The sequence below is a fragment of the Methanosphaera sp. ISO3-F5 genome (assembly GCF_034480035.2).
GTDB lineage: Archaea > Methanobacteriota > Methanobacteria > Methanobacteriales > Methanobacteriaceae > Methanosphaera.
Genome location: NZ_CP118753.2, coordinates 741,938 through 763,570, shown reverse-complemented (window position 1 = coordinate 763,570; position 21,633 = coordinate 741,938). Strand labels below are relative to the sequence as shown.

Here is a 21,633-nt window from a genome sequence, read left to right as displayed (position 1 = left end):
TCAACTTAATGCTTTAAAATCCACTCATACACACGTTTACAATTATTCTTATCATTATACTTGAAAAAGTTTGAAACCCTCTCTTTATATTTATCTTCCATCACACAACCATTTTCAAGATAAAACCTCAACTTACAGATAACATCATCCTCACTCTTAAGCACATCACCAAAACCTTCACTCACATAATCAAAGAAAGGCTCAAAATGATGATCCTCATTCTTCTGATAATAAATAATCGGTTTCTTAAGATAAGCAAAATCCGAAATCACCGAAGAAACATCACTAATCATCAACGCAGAATCCCTTATCAACTCCTGATAAGACTCCCCCGTAGAAACAACAACAGCCTCATTCATCTCAAAAGAATCCAAATGCTTAATCAACTGAGGATGAGGCTTAAATATAAACTTATAACCATACTCATCCAACAATTCAAAAAGCTCACCATTACTTAAAAAACTATTCAACATATGATAATAATCCGAATTTAAGAACAACGATTCGTCTTTTTCTAGTTGTAATCTCCATGTAGGTGTGAATAGAATCTGTTTTTTGACTTCATTGTTTTTGATGAGGTTATCATATCTTGGTAGTCCTAGTATTTGAACAACTTCTTCAGGGAATCCATATTTTAGGTCAAAGAATGATTGTCTTTCACGTTCTGCTGATGTTACTATTAGTGCTAGGTTGTATTTGTATCGTTTGATGTGACTGGTTAAGTCCCTATATATTACTCCATGTTGAAGGAAATACCATGGTGATGTTACCAGGTTACAGTATATTTTTCTTATATCATAGTTTCCGTCAATCCAGAATGGGTTGAAGAATGATTCATTTAAAAATGAGGCTATTCTTTTTTCTGTGAAGAAGTATAATAGTTTATGTTTGAATGAGTTATGTGCGAGTATGCTTCTACCATATCTTTTTTTAAGTTTTTTGTAGTCATCACAGTGTTTGTCTAGTATGTAATATTTTTTTATTCCATCTTTTTGTTGTTTTGCGTATTTGAATAAATGTATTCCGTTTTCGTCTGCACTGTCTAATCTATCATTTATAAACCATATTCTCTTGTTTTTCATGAATGGGTATAATATCATGTAGAGTATTCTGTAGAATATTATTTTCTTGTATCCGTCTTGTTTGTCTTGTGTTATTAGTTGTAATGTTCTGAATTCTCGTTTTAACATCATTTTATAGGAGTATGGGTAGATGTATATTTTTTTGTCTTGGTAGAATACTATTCTGGATTCTTGTACGAAGTATTTGTTGAATTCTGTTAATCCGGATGGTACTCTGAATCCTATTGTTGGTGTTATTGTTATGGTTTTTCCGTTTTCCTCATATCTTAATTCGAATCTGAAGTCTGCTATACTAACATTATCTAATGGTACTTGTACATTGAAGTTGTAATCATACCTCCATGGGAATGATAATGATTCTAGGTGACTGCGGTCTTCTGTAGCATATTCGAAGTATTCACATGGATATGCTTGTTCTCGTCCGTTTTCGTTTGTTTTGATAATTTTTAGTGTGATTGTTTCTGGGTAGAAGTTGGATACGAAGTGTCCGGATAGGTTTAATTTGTTAAAGCGGACTTCTATTATGTCAAACCATAATCCATGATTATTTAGTGTGTCTATTGTATGATTCTTTGTTGATAATTTTACTATACCATTTTTTGATACTGACACTTTGTATTCTCTGTTTTTATGGTATAACATTAGGGATTTTAGTGGTTGTTTAATGTTATTATTATTTTTTATGCATTCATCGGATATGTGTGTTAATATGTCATATTTTCCATCATTACTTTTAATGTATTCCCAGAACTCGTCTATTTCGTCTTTGTCTTCAAATACATCTAATTTTCGTATGCTGAACAATTTGTTTAGGTCTGTTGCTATCATGTATTGTATGAATAATGGTATTTCATCATATTCTTCCAGGCAGTAGTTTAATAGGTGTTTGTGGAAGTGTTCTAATCTGTGTGTGTAATACTGTTTATCTGTTGTTAGACTTTCTGTGAGGTTGTCTTCACTAAATCGTAACCGGTAATTATAATGTGTGTTATTTAGTACGCCCATTGTCCTTTTTTCGAGTAGAACTTTGTTTAGTATTAATGTATCTTCTGAGCTTATTAATGATGTGTCAAATTCATATTTTTGTATGGTTTCTGTGTTTATGAAAGCTGATGATATGGACAACTGTGGGTTTTCATATTCTTCTTCGAGGTTTATTATCCTTGTTTGATCATATTTGTAATTTAGTGGGTGTTCTTTTTCCAGTCGATCCACATAATTCATTGGGATTGTTATAACATCTGTTTTATTGTTTATTGTATCAATATAATCTTTTACTTTTTCTAGTGTGTCTTTTTCAAGGTAGTCATCACTGTCTAGGAAGTTAACATATTGTCCTGTTGCTATTTTTAGTCCCAAGTCTCTTGCACTTGCTTGTCCACTATGTGTTTTTTCTATGATTGTTATGTTTTCAGGGTATTGTTCTTTGTATCCTTTTATTATGTTTATTGAATTGTCTGTGCTTCCATCATCTACTATGATTAGTTCTGTGTTTTCTTTGAAACTTAGTGTCTGGTTGATGACTGAATTTATTGATTCTTCTATGAATCTTTCTGTGTTGTATACTGCCATTATTATTGAGAATGTGTAATGTTTGTCTTTTTTTGTTTCCTGAAGTATTATGTCTCTGGTATTGTTGTATGCTATTAGTTCTTTGTTTATGTTTACTGAGTTTTTTGTTTTTTTATTTTCTTGTAGTTTTATTTGTGGGGTGTATTGTGTGTTGTTTTCTGTTATTTGAAATTCGAATTTTGTGGTATTGTTTTTAGGTATTGTTGTTTCGAAGTGGTCTGTGAATTCTATTTCATCGGCTAGTGTTACTGGATCATAGTTTGTGTTTTCTGTTTTGATGATGTTGCATGGAATTTCTGTTTTTTCGTTTAGTATTATGTTGATTGGTATGTGTTTGTTGTTTCGTATTGATGTGTAGTTTCCTTTAATGTATATGTTGTTATCTTTTTCTGTGATGTTGTTTATTGTTAAATTATCTTCTTCATAGTTTTTTTTCTTGTTATATGATTTTTGTAAACGTTTAATATTTGTATATGTGTGTTTTTGGTTAATTATCTTGTTTTCATCTAATTGTTGTATTATATTTTCTAGATTGTTAAGGTATTCTGTTTTTTCTTGTTCTGTTTCGAAAAGATGTAAATGTGCTTTGCTGATTAGTTGTTCTAAATCATCGGATATCATGTATTGTGTGTAATCATTGATTTTATTTTCGTTATTGGTGGATTCTTTTATTATTTTTTGGTAGGTTTTTATTTTGTTTTGATAATGTTCTTTTGTGCTTTGATTTTGGTTTTGTATTCTTAGATTATCATATGTTACTCTTTGATAGTATTGTCCTTTTGCTATTCCTAATACTGGGTTTTCTAGTATGATTTTGTTTAGTAATTCTATGTTATCTATATCTGTTTGTGTTTCATCGAATTGTTCTTGTTTAATTATTTTGTTTTTTATAAATAGGGATTCGTATGTTTGAGTTTTGCTTGGATGTTCCCTTAGGTCTACTATTGAATCTTCTTGTAGTATGGGGTCTTTGATATTGTGTAGTCCTATATGTTTTATTGGCATTTTGATTATGTTTATTTCATTGTTTTCTGGGAACATTTCAAGTACGTTTTCTAGTGTATGGGGTGATATGTAATCTGTTCCGTTGATTATTGCTACATATTTTCCTGTTGCATATTTGAGTGCTCTGTTTTTGGCTTTATTTATGTTTGATTCATTGATTATGGATATGTTTTCGGGGTATTGGTTTTGGTAGTGTTTGATTATTGTTGTTGAATTGTCTGTGCTTTGGTTATTGATAAATATTAGTTGAGTGTTTTGTTTGAAAGGTAGTGTTTGGTCTTCTGTTATGGAGGTTATTGTTTTTTCTATTAGCCTTTCTGAGTTTGAGTATTGTATTATTATTGAGAAATTGAATGATCCTGATTGATAATAGTCTATCTCGTTTTCCTTGAGAAATATGGTGTTTATTATATTATAAACTTCTAGATTTGTTGTATTTTCTGATATTTGTTCTTTTAGGTATATTAATAATCTTTTTGTCTTGTTGTTAGTGTATTGGTGATTAATTATTTGTTCTTTAGTTAACTGCTTTGTTATTTCTTGTATCGTGGTAATGTAATCTTTTTTCTCGTTGTTATCATCTAAATTTTCTATATATTCTGTTGTGAATAATTCATCTATGACTGATATTACTAGGTTTTGTGTGTAATTATTATTGGTCTTGTTTAGTAATTCTTGGCATACTTTTATTTTTTGGAAGTGGTGTTCTGTTTGTAATGTGTTGATTGTTCTATGATTATACCATCCTTTAGTTAGAAATATTTCTGGATTGTTTTGTATTAGATCTGTTAGTATGTGCAGATTTTCTGTGTCATGTTTGTCATGATTGAAATTGTATTGTGTGAGTTTGTCTTTTTTTATGAATAATGTTTTGTATGAGTAATCTTTGTTTATTATGTTATTGAGGTTTATGCTTGTATTTTCTTGTTCAGTATATTGTTCTTTGATTCCTACTTCTTTATATCCTATTTTTATTATGTTTGTTTGTGGATTTTCCTTAAATGCGTTGTATACATTTTCCATTACATTCCAGGAGTAGTAGTCTGATTCATTCAGGAAACTTATGTATGTTCCTTTTGCTTGTTGTATTGCAATTTTTTTAGCATTTTGTGAATCTTCTGTTATTATTCTTATGTTTTGAGGGTATATTTTCTGATAGTGTTCTGATATACATGTTGTTTCAATGTTGGTGTTATTGTTGATAATTATTATTTGGATGTTTTCTTTGAAGAGTAGTGTCTGGTTTATTATTGATTTGATGCTTTCTTCCAAGTATTTTGGTGTTCCTATTGTTTCTAGTATTATTGTGAATTTTATTTCATTTCCTTCCAGGTAGTAATTGTTAAATATTTCATATAATTGTAAGTTATTTTGTGTGGTTTTTTGTTCTTTGTTTTCTTTTAAGTGTATTAATAGTTTTTTTATGTTTTTTGTGAATTTTTGTTTTAATATTTTTTGTGTGTCTATTTGTTGTAGTATTTCCTGTATTGAGTTGACATAGCTTTCTTTTTCTTCTGTTGTTTTGAATAGATGTATGTGGGGTACTGTTATTATTTTGTTTAAATCTTTTAAAATTAGGTTTTGAACATAATTTGGATTGTTGTTTTCTGTTTTTAGTAGTTGTTTATATGTTGTTATCTTGTTTTCGTAGTGTTGTTTTGTTTTAATTGTTTGATTTGTTAATCTTTTGTTATATGTTCCTTCTGCGATGTTGATTGTTTTGTTACTGGTGAAAATATTGTTTATTAATTGTAGGTTTTCGGAGTCGGTTAGTGTTTCGTCATATTGTTGGTTTTGAAGTATTTCTTTTTTTATAAATAAAGATTCTAATGTTGTGGGGATGTTGTTTGTTTTTTCTAGGTTTATTATTGTTTGTCCGAGTTGTTCTTTTATTTCCTGATTTACACCTATTTCGTTGAAGGGTACTTTAACTATGTTACATTCGGGGTTTTGTTTAAATTGTGTTAACACATTTGCTAGTACTTCTTTGGATAAATAGTCGTTACTGTTTATGAATGCTATGTATTTTCCTTTAGCTTGTTTTAGTGCAATGTTTTTGGATTTGTTTATGTTTGACTCGTTGATTATGCTTATGTTTTTAGGGTATGTTCTTTGGAAGTGTCTGACTATTAGTGTTGAGTTGTCCTTTGAATTGTTGTTTAATAATATTAATTGAACGTTTGCTTTGAATGATAGTTTTTGTTCGGTTATTGATAATAATGTTTCTTCTATGTGCATTTCTGAGTTTTTGTATGGTATTATTATTGTAAAGTTACATGTATTGTTCAATGCTTTCCCCTCATGTTTTATATTGGTATAATTTTTTTTACATTAAAATATTAATTTATATTTATGTTGATTTAACTACTTTAAAATATCTTATAAATATTAATTGTAATTGAATTATACAAGTAATTATGATAAGTACTAAAGTATTTATTTAAACTATAACATATATCATAGTAAGTAATATTAAGGATTATTCTATGTTTTTTAGTAATTTATATGATAAAAATAAGGTTTTTTCTAAAGTTCGCTTATTGAATAAGTTAATTTATTCAAATAAGGAATTTAAGAAATTATTAACAAATGTTTACAATAAAAACATGGACCATGAGACATTTAAGACTCATAGTATTATTAAAATTGAAGAAGACCCTTTATTAGATTTGGAATTATCTGAAGATTATAAGCTTAAATATATTAATGATAAAACCAAACAAGATAGTGCTCATTTTAGTTATGGTCTTAAAAAATTAGAATTTGAAAATAATTTATATAAAGAGATTATTATTGATTTATTCTCTAATGAAGTTTATTTCAATGGTTTTAAGAAGATTTTATTACTGAATTTTTTTGATAAAAAATATTATGAGCAGGAATATGATTATAATTTAAGTGTTCCACCTATTTTTCATTACTTATATCATGGATATTATGAAGGAAAGAATCCTAGTTCATATTTTGATGCATCGTTTTACAAAGAGTATAATGTTAATGCAAGAAAATCAGAAGTTAATCCTTTAGTATACCTTGTTTTAAAAGGTATGGATGAAGGTATGGTTAAGCTTAATCCCTCTTTTTATCAGCCAAAAGCCATTAACAGATTATATTTTAAAGACAAACTTAGTACTCTTAGCAGTTATGGTTTAAATAATAAGCCACGTGATAAAAAGGTGGTTGTGTCTTTAACATCTTATCCTTTAAGGATAAATGATGCGAAATATGCTGTTTATTCCTTACTGAATCAAGAGTTCAAGCCAGATAAACTGATTTTATGGTTAGCTAAAGAAGAATTTCCAAATCGTGAGAAAGATATTCCTAAGGACTTGTTAAACCTTACCCGTTATGGATTGGATATTAGATGGTACCATAATATTTATTCCTATAAAAAGTTAATACCCGTACTTAAAGAGTATTCCGAGGAAATTATTGTAACGGCTGATGATGATATATTCTATCCAAAAGATTGGCTATTTAAATTGTATTCAACTTACATTGATTTTCCAAACAATATTATTGTCCATAGGGCACGTAAGATGATTTTAGAGTCCGAAGAAAAATTTAAAGAATACAATTCATGGGAATTAATTACAGATAATCGGGAAGCATCTTTCTTAACTTTCATGACTGGTGCTGGTGGCATATTATATCCACCACATGCATTGTATAAGGATGTTTTTGATGAGGATAAGTTTTTAAAATTATGTAAGTATGGTGATGATATTTGGTTTTGGGCCATGGCTGTGCTTAATGGAAGCAAATTTAAAATTGCTTATGATTGTTATCATGACTTGATTTATATTAATCCTGCCCGTGAATTAAATTTATTGAATGAAACAACTTTATGGTTAACTAATAGAAAGGGTATTAATGATAAGCATATACGGGATGTTATTAAGAAATATCCTGAAATATTAAAGATTATACATGATGACTTAGAAAAATAGTTATAGTTTAGGATTAGGAGCATATTTGCTATGAGTTCATTTAAGTTTTCTATCATCATTGCAGTCTATAATGTGGACAAGTATCTTAGAGAAACTATTAATAGTGTTATTAATCAGAGCATTGGATTTAGAGATAATGTTCAATTGATTCTGGTTGATGATGGAAGTACGGATAAATCAGGTGAAATTATATCAGAATTTTATGAGAAGTATCCTGAGAATGTTGTTGCATTATCTAAGAGTAATGGTGGACAATCCAGTGCCCGTAATTATGGTTTAAAGTATGCTACTGGCAAATATGTTAATTTTTTAGATAGTGATGATTATTTTTCCAAAAACACGTTAGATGTTGTTTATACTTTTTTTGAAAAACACTTTGATGAAGTTGATATTGTTGCTATTCCTATGATATTATTTGAACGTGTGAATAAGCCACATCGTTTAAATTCCAAGTTTAAGGAAACTAGAATAGTTGACTTGAATGTTGAACCAAATACTCCCCAGTTATCTGCTTCATCTAGCTTTATTAAGTTAAATGTTATGAAAAATTATTCTTTTGACACCAAATTAGCTAATCTTGAAGATGCACTGGTTATTAATGAAATTTTATTGGATAAAAAGGTTTATGGTTTAGTTAATGGTGTTGAATATTATTATCGTCAAAGAAGTGATAATAGCAGTACTGTTGATTTGATGCAAAGAAAGAAAGAATATTATACTAATCGTCTAGAACGTTTTTATCTTAAATTATGTGATATTTGTTTGAAATATGAAGGTTTTATTCCTAAGTTTATTCAATATTTGTTTGTTTATGATCTTCAGTGGATGTTATCCGTTAATAAGTTAGACATTTTTGAAGATGCACAGGAGAAGGTTGACTTTTGGAAGAAACTAAACCAGGTTTTAGATTTTATTGATTTGGATTGTATTATAGGTAATGAATTTGTTAATTCCAATATTGAATCGTTTTTTGTTTATTTGAAAAATAAGGGGCAATTAGAATTAGTTGAAGATTCTGAGTTAAGGGTTGTTTCTGAGGGTTATGTTGTTGACGATTTTAATTCTATCCGATTATGGTTGGATATTGTTGAGTTAAGTAATGGTTTTATATATTTTTCTGGTAACATTGAGTCTTCCTTTAGAAGTGAGAACCTGAGGATTGTTCTTGTTAGGAAGAGTGGTGATTCAACTGTTTGTATTGATAGTGTTCCTATTTTTTATAATGATGTGAATCGTGGAACTTTAACTTTTATTGATGTTGAATGGAAGTATCGTTTCAGTTTTGATGTAAAATCCAGAGTTTCTGTAGATGATGAATTTTATTTTAAAATTGAATATAATGGTAGTTCATGTGATTATTCAATGATTCCTCATGTGAGTTTTAGGGATAATTGTGGTTTGTCTACTCATAGTGCATTTTTTGTTGCTGATGATTTGATTGTTTTGTTTAAGTTTAATAAGTTTGTAGTATTACCTTATTCTTATTTGTCAATGCTACGTTTTGAGGTTAGTAATATTAAGCAGATAGTTCATGATAAGCCGACAGGATATAAAGAAGCTGTTTTGATTAGTTTTCTTTATTTTATAATTTACCCTTTTTATAGAAATAGGCGGATTTGGCTATATCAGGACAGACCAGAATTTGCAGATGACAATGCAAGACATCTATTTGAATATTCGATTAATAAAAATGATGGTGTTAGTAAATACTATGTTTTAAATGAATCAAGTAATGATTTTAATGAAATGAAAAAGATTAGTAAAAATATTCTTAAATTTGGATTATACAAACATAAAATCTACTACCTATTATCAGAAAAAATAATATCATCATATGTTAATGAAAACTTTATAAACCCTTATTACTATAAAACACCCTCCTTATACAATGGACTGAAAACAGCAAAACGATACTTCCTACAACATGGTGTAACCAAAGACAACATATCCGAATTCATTAAAAAATATGATAAAAACTTGTCATTAATAGTTACTGTATCAGACCATGAACATGATTCGTTCCTAGAACCAGGATACAATTATGATGAGAATATTATTCAAACATTAGGATTTCCAAGATTTGATAAACTGGAAGATGAAAGAATAAAACAGATATTATTTGTTCCAACATGGCGTATAGAATTAGAAAATGAAACTCTATTTGTAACTTCCGATTATTATAAAAGATTAAATTCTTTCCTAAATAATAATAAATTACATAAGATCTTAAAAGAAAACAATTTTAAGTTTGTTTTTAAGCCACACCCTGAAATAGTTAAATATATTCATTTACTAGACATACCGGATTACATTGAAATTTCAGAAAGCGAATCATACCAGGAATTGTTTAAAAAGTCATCATTACTGATAACTGATTATTCTTCAGTATTCTTTGATTTTGCTTATATTAAGAAGCCTGTAATATATTATCAGAATAATGATTATCATTACAAAGAGGGCTATTTTAACTATAAAAGTATGGGTTTTGGACAAATTGTCCATGATGAAAATGAATTAATCAATTTAATTAAGCAATACATTGAAAATGATTGTATGATAGAAGATAAATATGTGGAACGAATAAATGATTTCTTCAAATACAATGACAGAAACAATTCAAAAAGAGTTTATGAATGGATATTAAATGATGATAATTAAATGATTTGTTTAATCCATTGCTTAACTTTTAATACTTTTTTTGTTATTAATAACTTCTTATTACTTTTTTTCAGATTCTTTCTAAACATTAAAGAGTTATCTGATTCAATAAGTGCTTTATAAAAGTACTGATAATCCAAAGGTAATCTCATCATATCATTTGTACTTATACTTAATTTATTGAATGTTTTTTTTGCTTTTGTGAAAAAGTCATCATAATATTTATTATCAATATTTTGTTCAATATTTCTTGTTTCATTAATAACAAATTTATAATAATTTATTTTAAACTTCTCATACAGACATTCATCATATAAGAATTCTTTAACTTCCCCAAATATTTCAAAGAATTGTAAACTTTTCTTACCACTTAATGCATTGTTTTGCCTACTATTATCCTCAGTTCTTCGATAATGATATAATACCTTCGGAGTGTATGATATTCTTTTAGCATATATCATGCTTTTTATATGAAATAAAACATCCTCGAATTGATCCTTTTCGGCAAAAGATAACGAATATTTTTTTATAAAATCCATTTTATGTAATTTTGTGCATACAATATGATATCCATTCATCACTAGGTTTATATTATTGTTATAATCAAAAGAGAATTGTCTAAAATTATTATCTTCTTTTATGACATGATATGTCCTGTTCTTGGTTTTGTTGTTTTTATAATGTTCCATGGCATTGAACATTACAAGTTCGGAATCGTTTTCCATTGCTGTTTCATATAAAGTTTCCAAAGTGTTTTCTTCTATCCAGTCATCAGAATCAAGAAATAGCACATATTTTCCTTTTGCATGTTTTAGTCCATAATTTCTTGCAGAACCTGGGCCTTCATTTTCTTTATTGTGTACTTTTAGATTATCATATTTTTGCAAGTATTTTTCAATAATACTAAGTGAGCTATCAGTTGATCCATCATTTACACATATTATTTCATATCTAGTGAATGTCTGATGAATTACTGATTTTAAACACTCATCCAAGTATTTTTCAGAATTAAATACTGGTATAATTATAGATATTTCAATGTTAGACATTTTTATTCAACAAATGTTTTATTCTACTATTTTATCACATATTGCATCTGCTATTTTGTACATACCATAATCTGTATAGTGTGCTGAATCTATACCCACATAACTATATTCTTCTTCGGAGAATAATTTTCTTTGGTTTATTATCTCAGTATTTTCACCATTTAATTTAGCATTTTTGTATGTTCTTGATACTATTTTATCAAATGAGTTAGATAATCTCCAGTCATTAAATCCTTCTGTGGTTAAAAGAATTATTTTCTTGTCTGGATGATATTTTCGTATAGTTTTATAAAAAGTTTCGTGTGTATCTTGAAGCATTTTTGCACTTGTTGCACTTCTAGTATAGTCTATTACTATGCATTGACAGTTGATTCTACCTATCATATCAGCCATACTTTTTATTCCCTTACAACAGGAGGAACTAGATAAATTTATTATTTCATTGTTCAGTTTTCTGCTTATAATGTTAGGAAAAGTGTTTCCACTTCGTGATGCTGCTGCTCCCTGTGTTACTGAGTTTCCATAAAAGATTATAGGTAACTTGTTTTCTGGGTACTTGTATGCTTCCACTGTTTTTCCTTTAAGAACACCTATCTGCATTTCTTTTATTTCTGTGAAGTTTGGTAGGTATATACATATGTTTCCATGTTCAGGTACTCTTATTGTGTTGGCAAATATATTATGACCATCCATTGGTGCAAATATATTGTTATGCTTGTATTTTCCGTCATTTTCTATATTGTATATGTCAAATCCCATGGAATTCCAGTTTAATGCTTTTTCAAAACTTTCATCTCTCTGGATATTGGCTTTGAGTATTAGTTTTTTTGAGTTGGTATGTAATCTTATAACGTTTCCACAACTAGCATTTTTAAACAAATCAAGTGAATGAGTACATGTTTTCCAATTGTTTCTTATTTCTTCCTGTGATTCAATTGGTATTTTACAGAAGTTTACTCTTTCCTGGAATGCGTTAATGTTTCCATAGACAAGGTCTGGTCGGTCAAATAAATCAAAATATTCTATGTTGTTTTCTGATATTTTATTTAATTTATTGTTAATGGATTTCAGATATTCCATTTTGTTACCTCCATTATTGTCTCTTTAAGCTTTTTGTATATTAATACGTTTGCTGCATCATTAATAAAGTTCATACTGGCAGTGCACATGTCTTCGTGGTCTTCATCATATATGTATGAAAGGTCAAGAATTGTTATTTTCTTTTCTGTAATCTCTTCCATTAAATTGTCGAATATTAATGCTCGTTTGTATAATTTCTGTTTTGGTAGGCAGTACCAGCATATTAAATGGTCACATTGTCTCAACATATGATTTACTACATTTTTAAGGTATTCATTTACTATTTCATCGTCTTGTAAGGCATAGTCTAATTCCAGTATTCCAACATTTGCATCTGAGGCTAATGGATTTTCTTCATAGTAATTGTTTATGTTTTCAAGGTAGCTTGTCCTATTGTTATATGTTAAGTCCATTATGGATAAATTCATGTTTCGTGACAAAATGTTTGAGAATTTTAGTCCTACTGTTGTGCATCCTATCCCATAGGAGTGTATTCCACCAGCTACTACTATTTTTTTATCTGATATAGTTGTGTCTAGTTGAACTGTTTTGTCCTCGGGTACTTCTATTGTTAATGTTTTTAGTTGACTGAGTATTGGACTTATTATCATTAGTTCATAGGTTTCATTGTCTTTTACATGTTTGTCAATGTTATATGTTTTCATATTGATGTTTATGTTCTTTCTTCTGCTGTAACTGTCCAGGTTATGCCATGTGTTATTATCAGGATACTTGTATAATATTAATATCCCTTGTCTAGCTGTTATTCCTACTTGGGGATAGTATCCTTTTTGTATTTTTGTTATTTCATAGGATATCCTGAATTCAGGGGAATTTAGTTTGATTTTGTAGATGGATTGATCATATTCATGATTTTTTTCTGAATTTTTATTTTTTAGTAAATCAAGTAACATTTTTATCTTGGTCCAATGTATTTATCATTATCTTAAATGGAGTAAACTATTTTTATGATTATTATAGATTATAATTAATATTTTTTTATTCAAATATTTAATTTTTTTTTCATTCATTAAAGATTAATTTAACCATACGATAAGATTAATCGTAATTTATCTTATTTTATTAATATATTTTGATAATTGTTTTAAAAAAAAGAAATTATGAGTTTTTACATGAATTTTTCATCATAACGTAAGCATCAAATAAATCTAAATCTTCTTTTGTTGTAATTTTAATATTTAATTGATTGGATTTTGATAAGTATATCTCATGACCCAAATAGAACATCAAAGTAGTGGTATGTGGTTCAACCTTATCTATTGCCCCTGTTTCTATTGCTTCTTCATATAAACTTTTTACATAGGAATACTTGAAACATTGAGGGGAATTGAATATTACAACTTTATCTCGGTCAATCCACTGTGTGGATTTTTCTCCATCATTACTTCCAAGCAGTAATACTGATGACATAGCTGGTGATGAATTTCCTTTTTCTTCACATACTCTTATTGCATCACTTATCACATCACTTGTTACAAAGGGAGATGCACCATAATGAACCATTACAATATCATCATCATCAATTTTATCCCTAAGATTATTAATTCCGTTCATTACTGAGTGTTGAAAGTCTTCTCCACCTTTTGTAATCCATTTTACCTTAGTAAGTTCATATTTTTCCACTAATTCTTTAAGGTATTCAATATGGCTTTCGATACATACTACTTCTATAGCATCTATTTCAGGATGATTTTGAAATGCTTCAATAGTATATACTAGAACAGGCTTTCCTTGTATTTCTATGAATTGTTTTGGCCTATCTGCTCCTACCCTTGAACCTACTCCCCCTGCTAAAATTATTGGAATATTCATTAAATCTCCTCGTAACTTGCTATTACTTCATCAATATTGTTAACTATATACCTATATGAGGTTAAGAAGAAAAATCCATCTTCTTCACCTACACTTCCCTTGAATAATCCCCAGCTAATCCAATATAATGCGTTTAATATGGATTGACCTAATGCATGTCTATATTCTAGTTTTGTTAATTTTCTTCCATAATATGCTTCAAGTAAGTATAATCGTGTTTCATCAGAGTAGTCATAACGTGTGAATATACTGCACACATCATTTATCGGATCGTTTATTCCAGCATATTCCCAGTCAATAAGATAGAAATCTCCTTCTTTTGTTGAGATAAAATTTGGTTCGTAAACATCATGATGACTTACAACTAAATCTATGCCATATTTTTCTCGTTCTTGTTTAACAAAGTTATCAACCATGTCAATTTTTGCAAATAATTCCTCAAATTCTTTGAATAAATTTCCTTTTGTTTTACATGCTTGTGTTATTAGTCTTTTAGATTCTGCTACATTATCAAATATCTTTGCTTCCTCAGATAATGGCATTTCATGTGTTTTATGAAGTGCATCCATAACCTGTTGTAATTGTTTTTTGTTTGACAATATGTCACATGGTACTATATTCTGTATAAAATGAGAAATTTTCCATCCACTTCTATCCATATATATTAATGATTTATCAAGACCATACTCTTTTGCCTTGTACTGAGTATAATACTCTGTTCTTCTATCAATCAGATTATCTGCTGTTCCTCCAGGATGTCTATATACATATTCATGTCCTTTGATAGAAAATTTGAATGATACATTTGTTAAACCAGCTTGTATAACTTCAATATCTTTTATATCATTTGGATGACATTCAAGTGTGTTACAAATATTTCCAATAATCTCTGAATCCACATTTAACAGAAAGTCTGAATCAAATTGTCTAAGATCATCAATATCATCGAATTCTACAAGTTCATCTACATTAAACTTTTTCATATATAATGTCAAGTCCTTAATATGGGTAGAATAGTATTCTTCCCAATACATATTTGCTATTCCAAAATTATTTATCTCCTCTTCCAAATACTGTCTAAATAATTTTGAAAATTTTTCATTTACATATGCGGGTCCTACCATTGCCATTGTATCATGACCACCAAGATAGCAACCTGTGATAATATCTGCATCAGAATAGTATATGGAAAATTGTTTGAATTTTCCTTTGTAAAAAGCACAGGACCTGTATGATTTATTGTCAGGATTTTCTTCTAAAAATGGATTTTTTAAAAAGTAATGATCTGCATAACATATATAAGTGTTTTTAAGATATTCACGTGCAACATATAATGAGTAAATATTTCCATACTTTCCATAAGTGTTGTTTACTATTAGTTTTACTTGTGGATATTTCTGTTCTAAGTAGAAGAACTTTTCTTTCATATATCCCATCACTACTATTATCTCATTAACTCCTGCTTCCAGTAGTTGTTCTATTTGTCTTTCAATTAGTATTTCTTCACGAACTATGAACAGTCCTTTTGGTTTTTCGTAACTAAATGGTGCAAATTTATCTGATTTACCTGCAGCCATAATTATAGCATTTTTTTCCATGATATCTCCCTATAAAATATTATTTTTTATGATTAAAACAATTACCATAATAATCTATTATAATAATATTTTATTAGAATTAATAAAAATAGTTTATTAGAATATTATAAAAATAATATAGAAAAAGTGTGATTATTAAATTACTTACCCCTAATTTTTTAAATAGTTGTTAAAACAAATATTCATGGAAAAATATATAATTAAGTACTTGAAAAATATTAATATTATGGAAACTAAATCATTTTGGAAAGAATATTATAAAAATAATCCAAATCCTGTAGAAGCATCAACATTTGCTCAATTTAGTATTGGTTTTTTAAAAGAAGGTAAAAGTTTAATTGAGTTAGGTTGTGGAAATGGAAGGGATAGTGTATTTTTTGCAGAAAAAAATATTAATGTTACTGCTATTGATCAAATTGATGACGAAATTAATTATCTTAACCAGAAATATGGGTCAGATAATTTAGTATTTAAAACTAGAGATTTTACAAACCTTAAAAAAGATAATAATTATGATTATGTTTATTCAAGATTTACTTTACATTCAATTACAGAGGAACGTGAAGCGAAAGTTTTTGATTGGATTGAAAGTCAATTAAATAAGAAGGGATTGTTTTTATTAGAAGTTAGAAGTATTAATGATCCAATGTTTAAAAAAGGTGAAAAACTTAGTGAAAATGAAAATGTTACTACACATTATAGAAGATATCTTAATTTTGAAGATACTAAAAAGAAGCTTAAAAAACATGGATTAACAATAGTTTATGCTTTAGAAAGTAATGGACTATCTGTTTATAAGGATGATGACCCAACATTAATAAGAATAGTTGCTAAAAAGGAATAATTAAACTTTTTATTCCTTAACTATTTCTATTTTAATCAATAATCGTGATAAGTATTTTTCTTCTTTTTCTTGGCCCATCAAATTCAACAAAGAAAATACTTTGCCATACTCCTAGACTTATTTTTCCATTGATTATGGGTAATGTTTGATTAGGTGTTGATAAGGATGCTTTTAGATGACTTTTTGCATTATTATCAATTTTATCATGAAAATAATCATCAAATGGTATTATCTGTTCATACAAGTTAATTATGTCTTTTTTAAGTCCTGATTCATCTTCATTAATTATTATAGCACTTGTTGTGTGTTTTGTTGAAATATTTACTAATCCATCTTGTATATCTTTTTCAGATATTATTTCATTTATTTTTGATGTTATGTTAATTAATTCAACTTCTTTTTTTGTGTTGATAACTATTTCTTCTTTGATAATATTCATGTTGCACCTAGAATTGTGATTCTATGTCTTCATAGTCCATTGTTCTTTCACAATAATGACATCTTAGTATAACAGGTTCCTTTGATTGTACATAGAACTTGTCTTGTATTGGTTCATTTGAATTACTAATACAATTAGGGTTTGAGCATTTGACGACATCTACAATTTCATCGGATAAATGTAGATTAAACTTGTTTACTATTTCATAGTTCCTTATGATGTTTATTGATGCTTTTGGTGCTAATAGTACTAGTTTATCCACTTCTTCTTCGGAGAGTTCTCTGCCCTCAATTTTTATGATGTCTTTTTTCCCCATATTTGATGATTCAACATTTATTGCTACCATAACTGGTGTTTCATCATCGGGTAAGTTAAGCATACTTAGTATGTTTGATGCTCGGTTCTGTTTTATATGATCAATTACTGTTCCATTTTTGATTGATTTTACTTTTAATTCTTTCTTTTCTGACATTATAATCTACCCTGTTAATTTTTTTATTTTTCTTGTTTTTATTGCTTGACCTGTGTTAAAGTCTTTTATCTCATAACTGGATAATAATGATTTTCCACATGCTAATAGTTTATCATCCTTATTTACTATTAGTACTTCATCATTTCTTCTTATTTTTTCATCACAATCTATGACGAATTTATTGAATACTGATTTTCCTTTAAGTGCATATGGTTCAGAGTCCTCTGATACCACTACCCTTAAGTTTGGACTTGGTAAATGTTTATGTAATCTGATTGCTCCAAGATCTGATAATATTAGGAAACCATCATTTGCTCTCATATTCACTATTATATCATCATCTTGGTATACATGCCTGATTTTACCTGTTTTTTTACTTTTTTCTATTTTAATTTTTTCTGGATTGTCCCCGAATAATGCATCTCCTGATCCTTTTCCAAATTGATAATCTGCGATTGTTTTAAGTCTGTCAAAGTCTGTTACTTTTGCTTCTGGCAGTTTTAGTTCTTCTTCGATTAATTTATAATCTGTCAGGTCATATTTTCCTACTACTTTTCTGTGTATGAGAATGTTTTCATATTTTTGGGAGTATTCATTGATGGCTTGTTGTATGTATTTTTTTGAGTTTTCATCAGTATTTGTTGGTGATTCGTTTTGTGCTAATGGATAGAATTCATCAAGTCCTAATGGTATTATTCCGAATGGTATATCAGCTATAACTATGTCACTTTCTGTGTAGTCTGTGTTTGTTGTTTTTGAGTAGAATGTTGGTATTTTTGGTGTGTATTTTTTGATGTATTCCTTGTTTGCATGTTTTGAGTAGGGTTTGCTTGTGCTTGGTAGTATGATGAGGTTTTTGTTTTTTGGGGTTATATTTTCTAGTTTTTCTTTGTGTCTTTGCACTTCTGATCTTGATAGTGATTCGTATCCTGTGTAGAAGAATGCTGATTTTTTGCTGCTTGGGTTTAGTTTTTCCATATCATCTGTATATTCTTGTAGTCTTCTTAGTCCGTCTAATAGGAATGGATGGGACCTGCACCTTGTTTCTACTAGTTTCATCAGTTCGCCGTCAACAATTGCTTGTCTGATTCTTCTTATTTCTGCAAAGCTTATGTGGAGGTTGTGTTCTGCTATGAGTTTTGCTCTTTGTTCTTGTGGCATTTGTCTTAGTTGGTCTGGTGTGTGTTCTGTGCATACTCTGCAACTGCATGGCATTTCTATGAGGTTTTCAAGTTTTAATGTTCCATCGGGCATCATGAACCTGTCTTTGTTTGCGTATAGTATGTATGCTGCACTGTCAAATAGGTCACATCCCATTGCTACTGCTAGGGCAAATACCATTGGATGTCCTGCTCCCATCAGGTGTCTTGGCTTGTTTTCTGGTAGTCCTCTCATAGAGTACATTACTGCATCCACTAAGTCTGCATATCGGTACATTTCCATTAATGGTACTACTGCTCCTATTGGATATATGTCTGCATCGTATTTTGATATTTCTTTTGCACAGTATTCTCTTAGGTCAGGGTATGTTGATCCTTGTACTACACTGTTTAATAGTAATTTTTTCCGTACCTTTGATGCTTCTTCTGCTCTTTCTATTGTGATTTTAAGGTCTTCTTCTGCTTCTTCTCGTTTAACATATGGTGCTGTTGGTATGTCTAGGCTTGTCCCTATATCTGTTCCTATTGCTTCTTGGAATTTTATTACTTCTTCATTGTTTATGTCTATGTCACCATATACTGATAGTTGGAATGAACCTGAATCTGTTTCTATTGTTCCTGGAAAGTCTATTAGAGAATGTACTCCATCTTTTAGTGCTTTTTCTTTTAGGTGTTCATTTTTGTATATTATATATGAGTTTGTTATTACTATTTCTGCACCGAATTGTTTTACATCAAGAGTTTGTTTTCCTGGATGAACCACGGGCATGAGATTTGGTGTTGTTACAGTACCGTGTGGTGTTTCGAATGTTCCTATTCTTGCCATTGCATCTTTATATCTTATTTCAAAATCCAAGTTATCATCATTCCTGTAAAATTTTTATTCTTATTAAAATAATTTATTAATTAAATTATCTGAAAAATAGTGTTGATTTATGAATTTATTATTTCACAAATCTTATCTGCAAGTTTAAACATTGCATAGTCTGTATAATATCCGTTGTTGAATGATATTATGTCATAATCTTCTTTTTTAAACAGTTCTCTCTGGTTTATTAGGTGTGTTTTTTCTCCCCGTGACAATGCGTTTTCGTATGTTTTCTGTATGATTTCATCATATCCTTCATATTTTTTGCTTCCGTTGAATGAAGCTGTTGTGAGGAGTATTATCTTCCTGTCAGGGTGTGCCTGCCGTATCTGTTTATAGAATTTTTCATGTCTTTCCATGAGTTCCTTCTTATCTTTTGCATCCCTAGAGTAATCGATTACTATGCTGTCACAGTCTGTCTGACCTATAATCTTTGCCATGGATGGTGTTGCCTTGCAACATCTTGTAATTGAGTAGTTTATTATGTCCCGGTTTAATTTTCTGCTGACAATATTGGGATAACTGTTTGAACTTTTTGTTGCTGATGCTCCCTGTGCCGCACTGCCCCCATAGAATATTACAGGTAATCTGTTGTCTTTAGGATAGTTGAACCGGAATATGCGTGCCTTTTCTTCAAAACCTATATACATTTCCTCTATTGTATCATAGCTTGGCAGGAATATGCATACCGAACTGTCCGCTGGTAATCTTATTGCCTCTGCAAAGCAGTTTTTTCCAGCACTTGGTGTCAGTAATGTTTTATAGTGATATTTTCCTTTTTTGTCAACTGTGTATATGCTTAATGCTGATGAGTTCCACATTACCATGTTCTTATAGTTGTATCCTCTTCTGAGTTTTATTCTGAATATCAGTTTTCTTGATGTTGTCTTGAATCTAATACGGCACCCACATGTTGATGCCTTATGGTACTCCATCAGGTACTTTGTTTTCGGATGTAATTTCATTATCTCAGTCCGTACTTCTTTAGGGTATTTGCAGAAATCTACCTTATCGGATCTGTTTGTTCCGAATACCAGTGGCGGGTATTTAAAGAGATTCAGATATTTGAAATTTTTGTCATTAATCTTTTTTAACGGATCTTTTACTGATTTTAAATATTCCATTGAGGTAATCTCCTTAATGTTTTGTCCAGCTGCTTGTATATTATTATGTTTCCAGTGTCATTAATGAAATAATCATTGTATGCACACATGTCCCTGTGTTCCTCATCATATATGTATGACAAGTCTATAATCTGGATTTCATTGTTGTAGACATAATCCTTTATTGTGTTGTTTGCTATGATTTTCTTGAATACCTTTGACTCGGGTATTGCATACCATCCTATCAGGTATTTGCATCTCTGTTTCATTATTGATATCAGCTGGGGAAGTATTTCCTCTACTGCTGATTCGTTCTGTCTGAACTGGTCAAGTTCGATTATTCCGACATCTGCTATAAGAGGATAATCATTATTATAGTAGTCAAGTACTGATTCAAGGTAGTTTTTTTCATTGTATGTTACGTGGCTTACCTCTGCATCATATTTTCTTTCCAGTATATTGGAGAACATGTTTTTAACACTTGTACATCCTATGCCGTAACTTGTTGGTCCCCCCACAACCACCATTGTCTTGTTTGGGGGTGTTGTTATTTTGCTTATATGTGAACCTTCAGGTACTTCTATTTCCAGCTGGCTGATTCTAGCAATAATCGGTACATAAATCAGTATTTCATAGTTTTCGCCTTCATCCACATAGCAGGACATGTCTATTGTTTCCCTTGGTTTTTTGAAGAAAAAATCAATATTACACCAGTTTTGTGTTCCTGTTAACCTGTACATTACTGATATACCTTCACGTGCTGTTATACCCACATGTGGAAAAAATCTTTTCTTGATATCTGTTATTTTGAAGATAATGTCAAATTCCGTGGCGTTGGTCTCGAATTTATATGCCATTGAATCTTCGGATCCCGGATTTTTTCCATCTAATAAATCTAATATAATAATTATACACCTCTG

Annotated in this window: 14 protein-coding genes; 3 read left to right on the top strand and 11 right to left on the bottom strand. The window is 29.4% G+C overall.

All coding sequences use genetic code 11. From position 1 onward, the window contains the following. Positions 1–5: 5 nt before the first annotated feature. Positions 6–5,948, bottom strand: a complete 5,943-nt coding sequence (locus PXD04_RS15140) for a glycosyltransferase (protein WP_323735662.1) — start codon at positions 5,946–5,948, stop codon at positions 6–8. A gap of 197 nt (positions 5,949–6,145) precedes the next feature. Between PXD04_RS15140 and PXD04_RS15135 the strand changes: the two genes are divergently transcribed. Together PXD04_RS15135 and PXD04_RS15130 are read left to right on the top strand one after the other, a co-directional pair. Next, positions 6,146–7,609 (top strand): hypothetical protein, encoded by a 1,464-nt coding sequence (locus tag PXD04_RS15135; protein ID WP_323735661.1) that lies wholly within the window; start codon positions 6,146–6,148, stop codon positions 7,607–7,609. 30 nt (positions 7,610–7,639) lie between these two features. Continuing rightward, positions 7,640–10,267, top strand: coding sequence for a CDP-glycerol:glycerophosphate glycerophosphotransferase (locus tag PXD04_RS15130; protein ID WP_323735660.1), 2,628 nt, complete (start codon positions 7,640–7,642; stop codon positions 10,265–10,267). Here the strand turns inward: PXD04_RS15130 and PXD04_RS15125 are convergent. The 5 genes from PXD04_RS15125 to PXD04_RS15105 form a co-directional block, all read right to left on the bottom strand. Continuing rightward, entirely contained in the window at positions 10,264–11,316 is a 1,053-nt protein-coding gene (locus tag PXD04_RS15125) for a glycosyltransferase family 2 protein (protein ID WP_323735659.1), read from the bottom strand. The two genes, PXD04_RS15130 and PXD04_RS15125, sit on opposite strands and share 4 nt — an antisense overlap. Before the next feature lie 18 nt (positions 11,317–11,334). Further along, positions 11,335–12,396, bottom strand: a complete 1,062-nt coding sequence (locus PXD04_RS15120; protein ID WP_323735658.1) for an SGNH/GDSL hydrolase family protein — start codon at positions 12,394–12,396, stop codon at positions 11,335–11,337. Continuing rightward, complete coding sequence (locus tag PXD04_RS15115; RefSeq protein ID WP_323735657.1) at positions 12,384–13,310, bottom strand: hypothetical protein; 927 nt, start codon at positions 13,308–13,310, stop codon at positions 12,384–12,386. The genes PXD04_RS15120 and PXD04_RS15115 overlap by 13 nt, the downstream gene beginning before the upstream one ends. A 205-nt stretch (positions 13,311–13,515) precedes the next feature. Then, positions 13,516–14,229: an IspD/TarI family cytidylyltransferase gene (locus PXD04_RS15110; protein ID WP_323735656.1), complete on the bottom strand. Its 714-nt coding sequence runs from the start codon at positions 14,227–14,229 to the stop codon at positions 13,516–13,518. Continuing rightward, on the bottom strand, positions 14,229–15,827 hold the full coding sequence (locus tag PXD04_RS15105) for an NTP transferase domain-containing protein (protein WP_323735655.1): 1,599 nt from the start codon (positions 15,825–15,827) through the stop codon (positions 14,229–14,231). The genes PXD04_RS15110 and PXD04_RS15105 overlap by 1 nt, the downstream gene beginning before the upstream one ends. A gap of 226 nt (positions 15,828–16,053) precedes the next feature. Here PXD04_RS15105 and PXD04_RS15100 point away from each other — a divergent pair, with 226 nt between their 5' ends. Beyond that, on the top strand, positions 16,054–16,671 hold the full coding sequence (locus tag PXD04_RS15100) for a class I SAM-dependent methyltransferase (protein ID WP_323735654.1): 618 nt from the start codon (positions 16,054–16,056) through the stop codon (positions 16,669–16,671). 31 nt (positions 16,672–16,702) lie between these two features. Here the strand turns inward: PXD04_RS15100 and PXD04_RS15095 are convergent, their stop codons facing one another. From PXD04_RS15095 to PXD04_RS15075, 5 genes are all read right to left on the bottom strand, one after another. After that, complete coding sequence (locus PXD04_RS15095) at positions 16,703–17,110, bottom strand: secondary thiamine-phosphate synthase enzyme YjbQ (RefSeq protein ID WP_323735653.1); 408 nt, start codon at positions 17,108–17,110, stop codon at positions 16,703–16,705. 7 nt (positions 17,111–17,117) lie between these two features. Then, complete coding sequence (gene pyrI / locus PXD04_RS15090; protein ID WP_323735652.1) at positions 17,118–17,582, bottom strand: aspartate carbamoyltransferase regulatory subunit; 465 nt, start codon at positions 17,580–17,582, stop codon at positions 17,118–17,120. A gap of 6 nt (positions 17,583–17,588) precedes the next feature. Next, complete coding sequence (gene tgtA / locus PXD04_RS15085; RefSeq protein WP_323735651.1) at positions 17,589–19,598, bottom strand: tRNA guanosine(15) transglycosylase TgtA; 2,010 nt, start codon at positions 19,596–19,598, stop codon at positions 17,589–17,591. Positions 19,599–19,675: 77 nt separating this feature from the next. Further along, positions 19,676–20,734, bottom strand: coding sequence for an SGNH/GDSL hydrolase family protein (locus PXD04_RS15080; RefSeq protein ID WP_323735650.1), 1,059 nt, complete (start codon positions 20,732–20,734; stop codon positions 19,676–19,678). After that, positions 20,722–21,570, bottom strand: coding sequence for an SGNH/GDSL hydrolase N-terminal domain-containing protein (locus tag PXD04_RS15075; RefSeq protein WP_323735649.1), 849 nt, complete (start codon positions 21,568–21,570; stop codon positions 20,722–20,724). The genes PXD04_RS15080 and PXD04_RS15075 overlap by 13 nt, the downstream gene beginning before the upstream one ends. Positions 21,571–21,633: the final 63 nt, after the last annotated feature.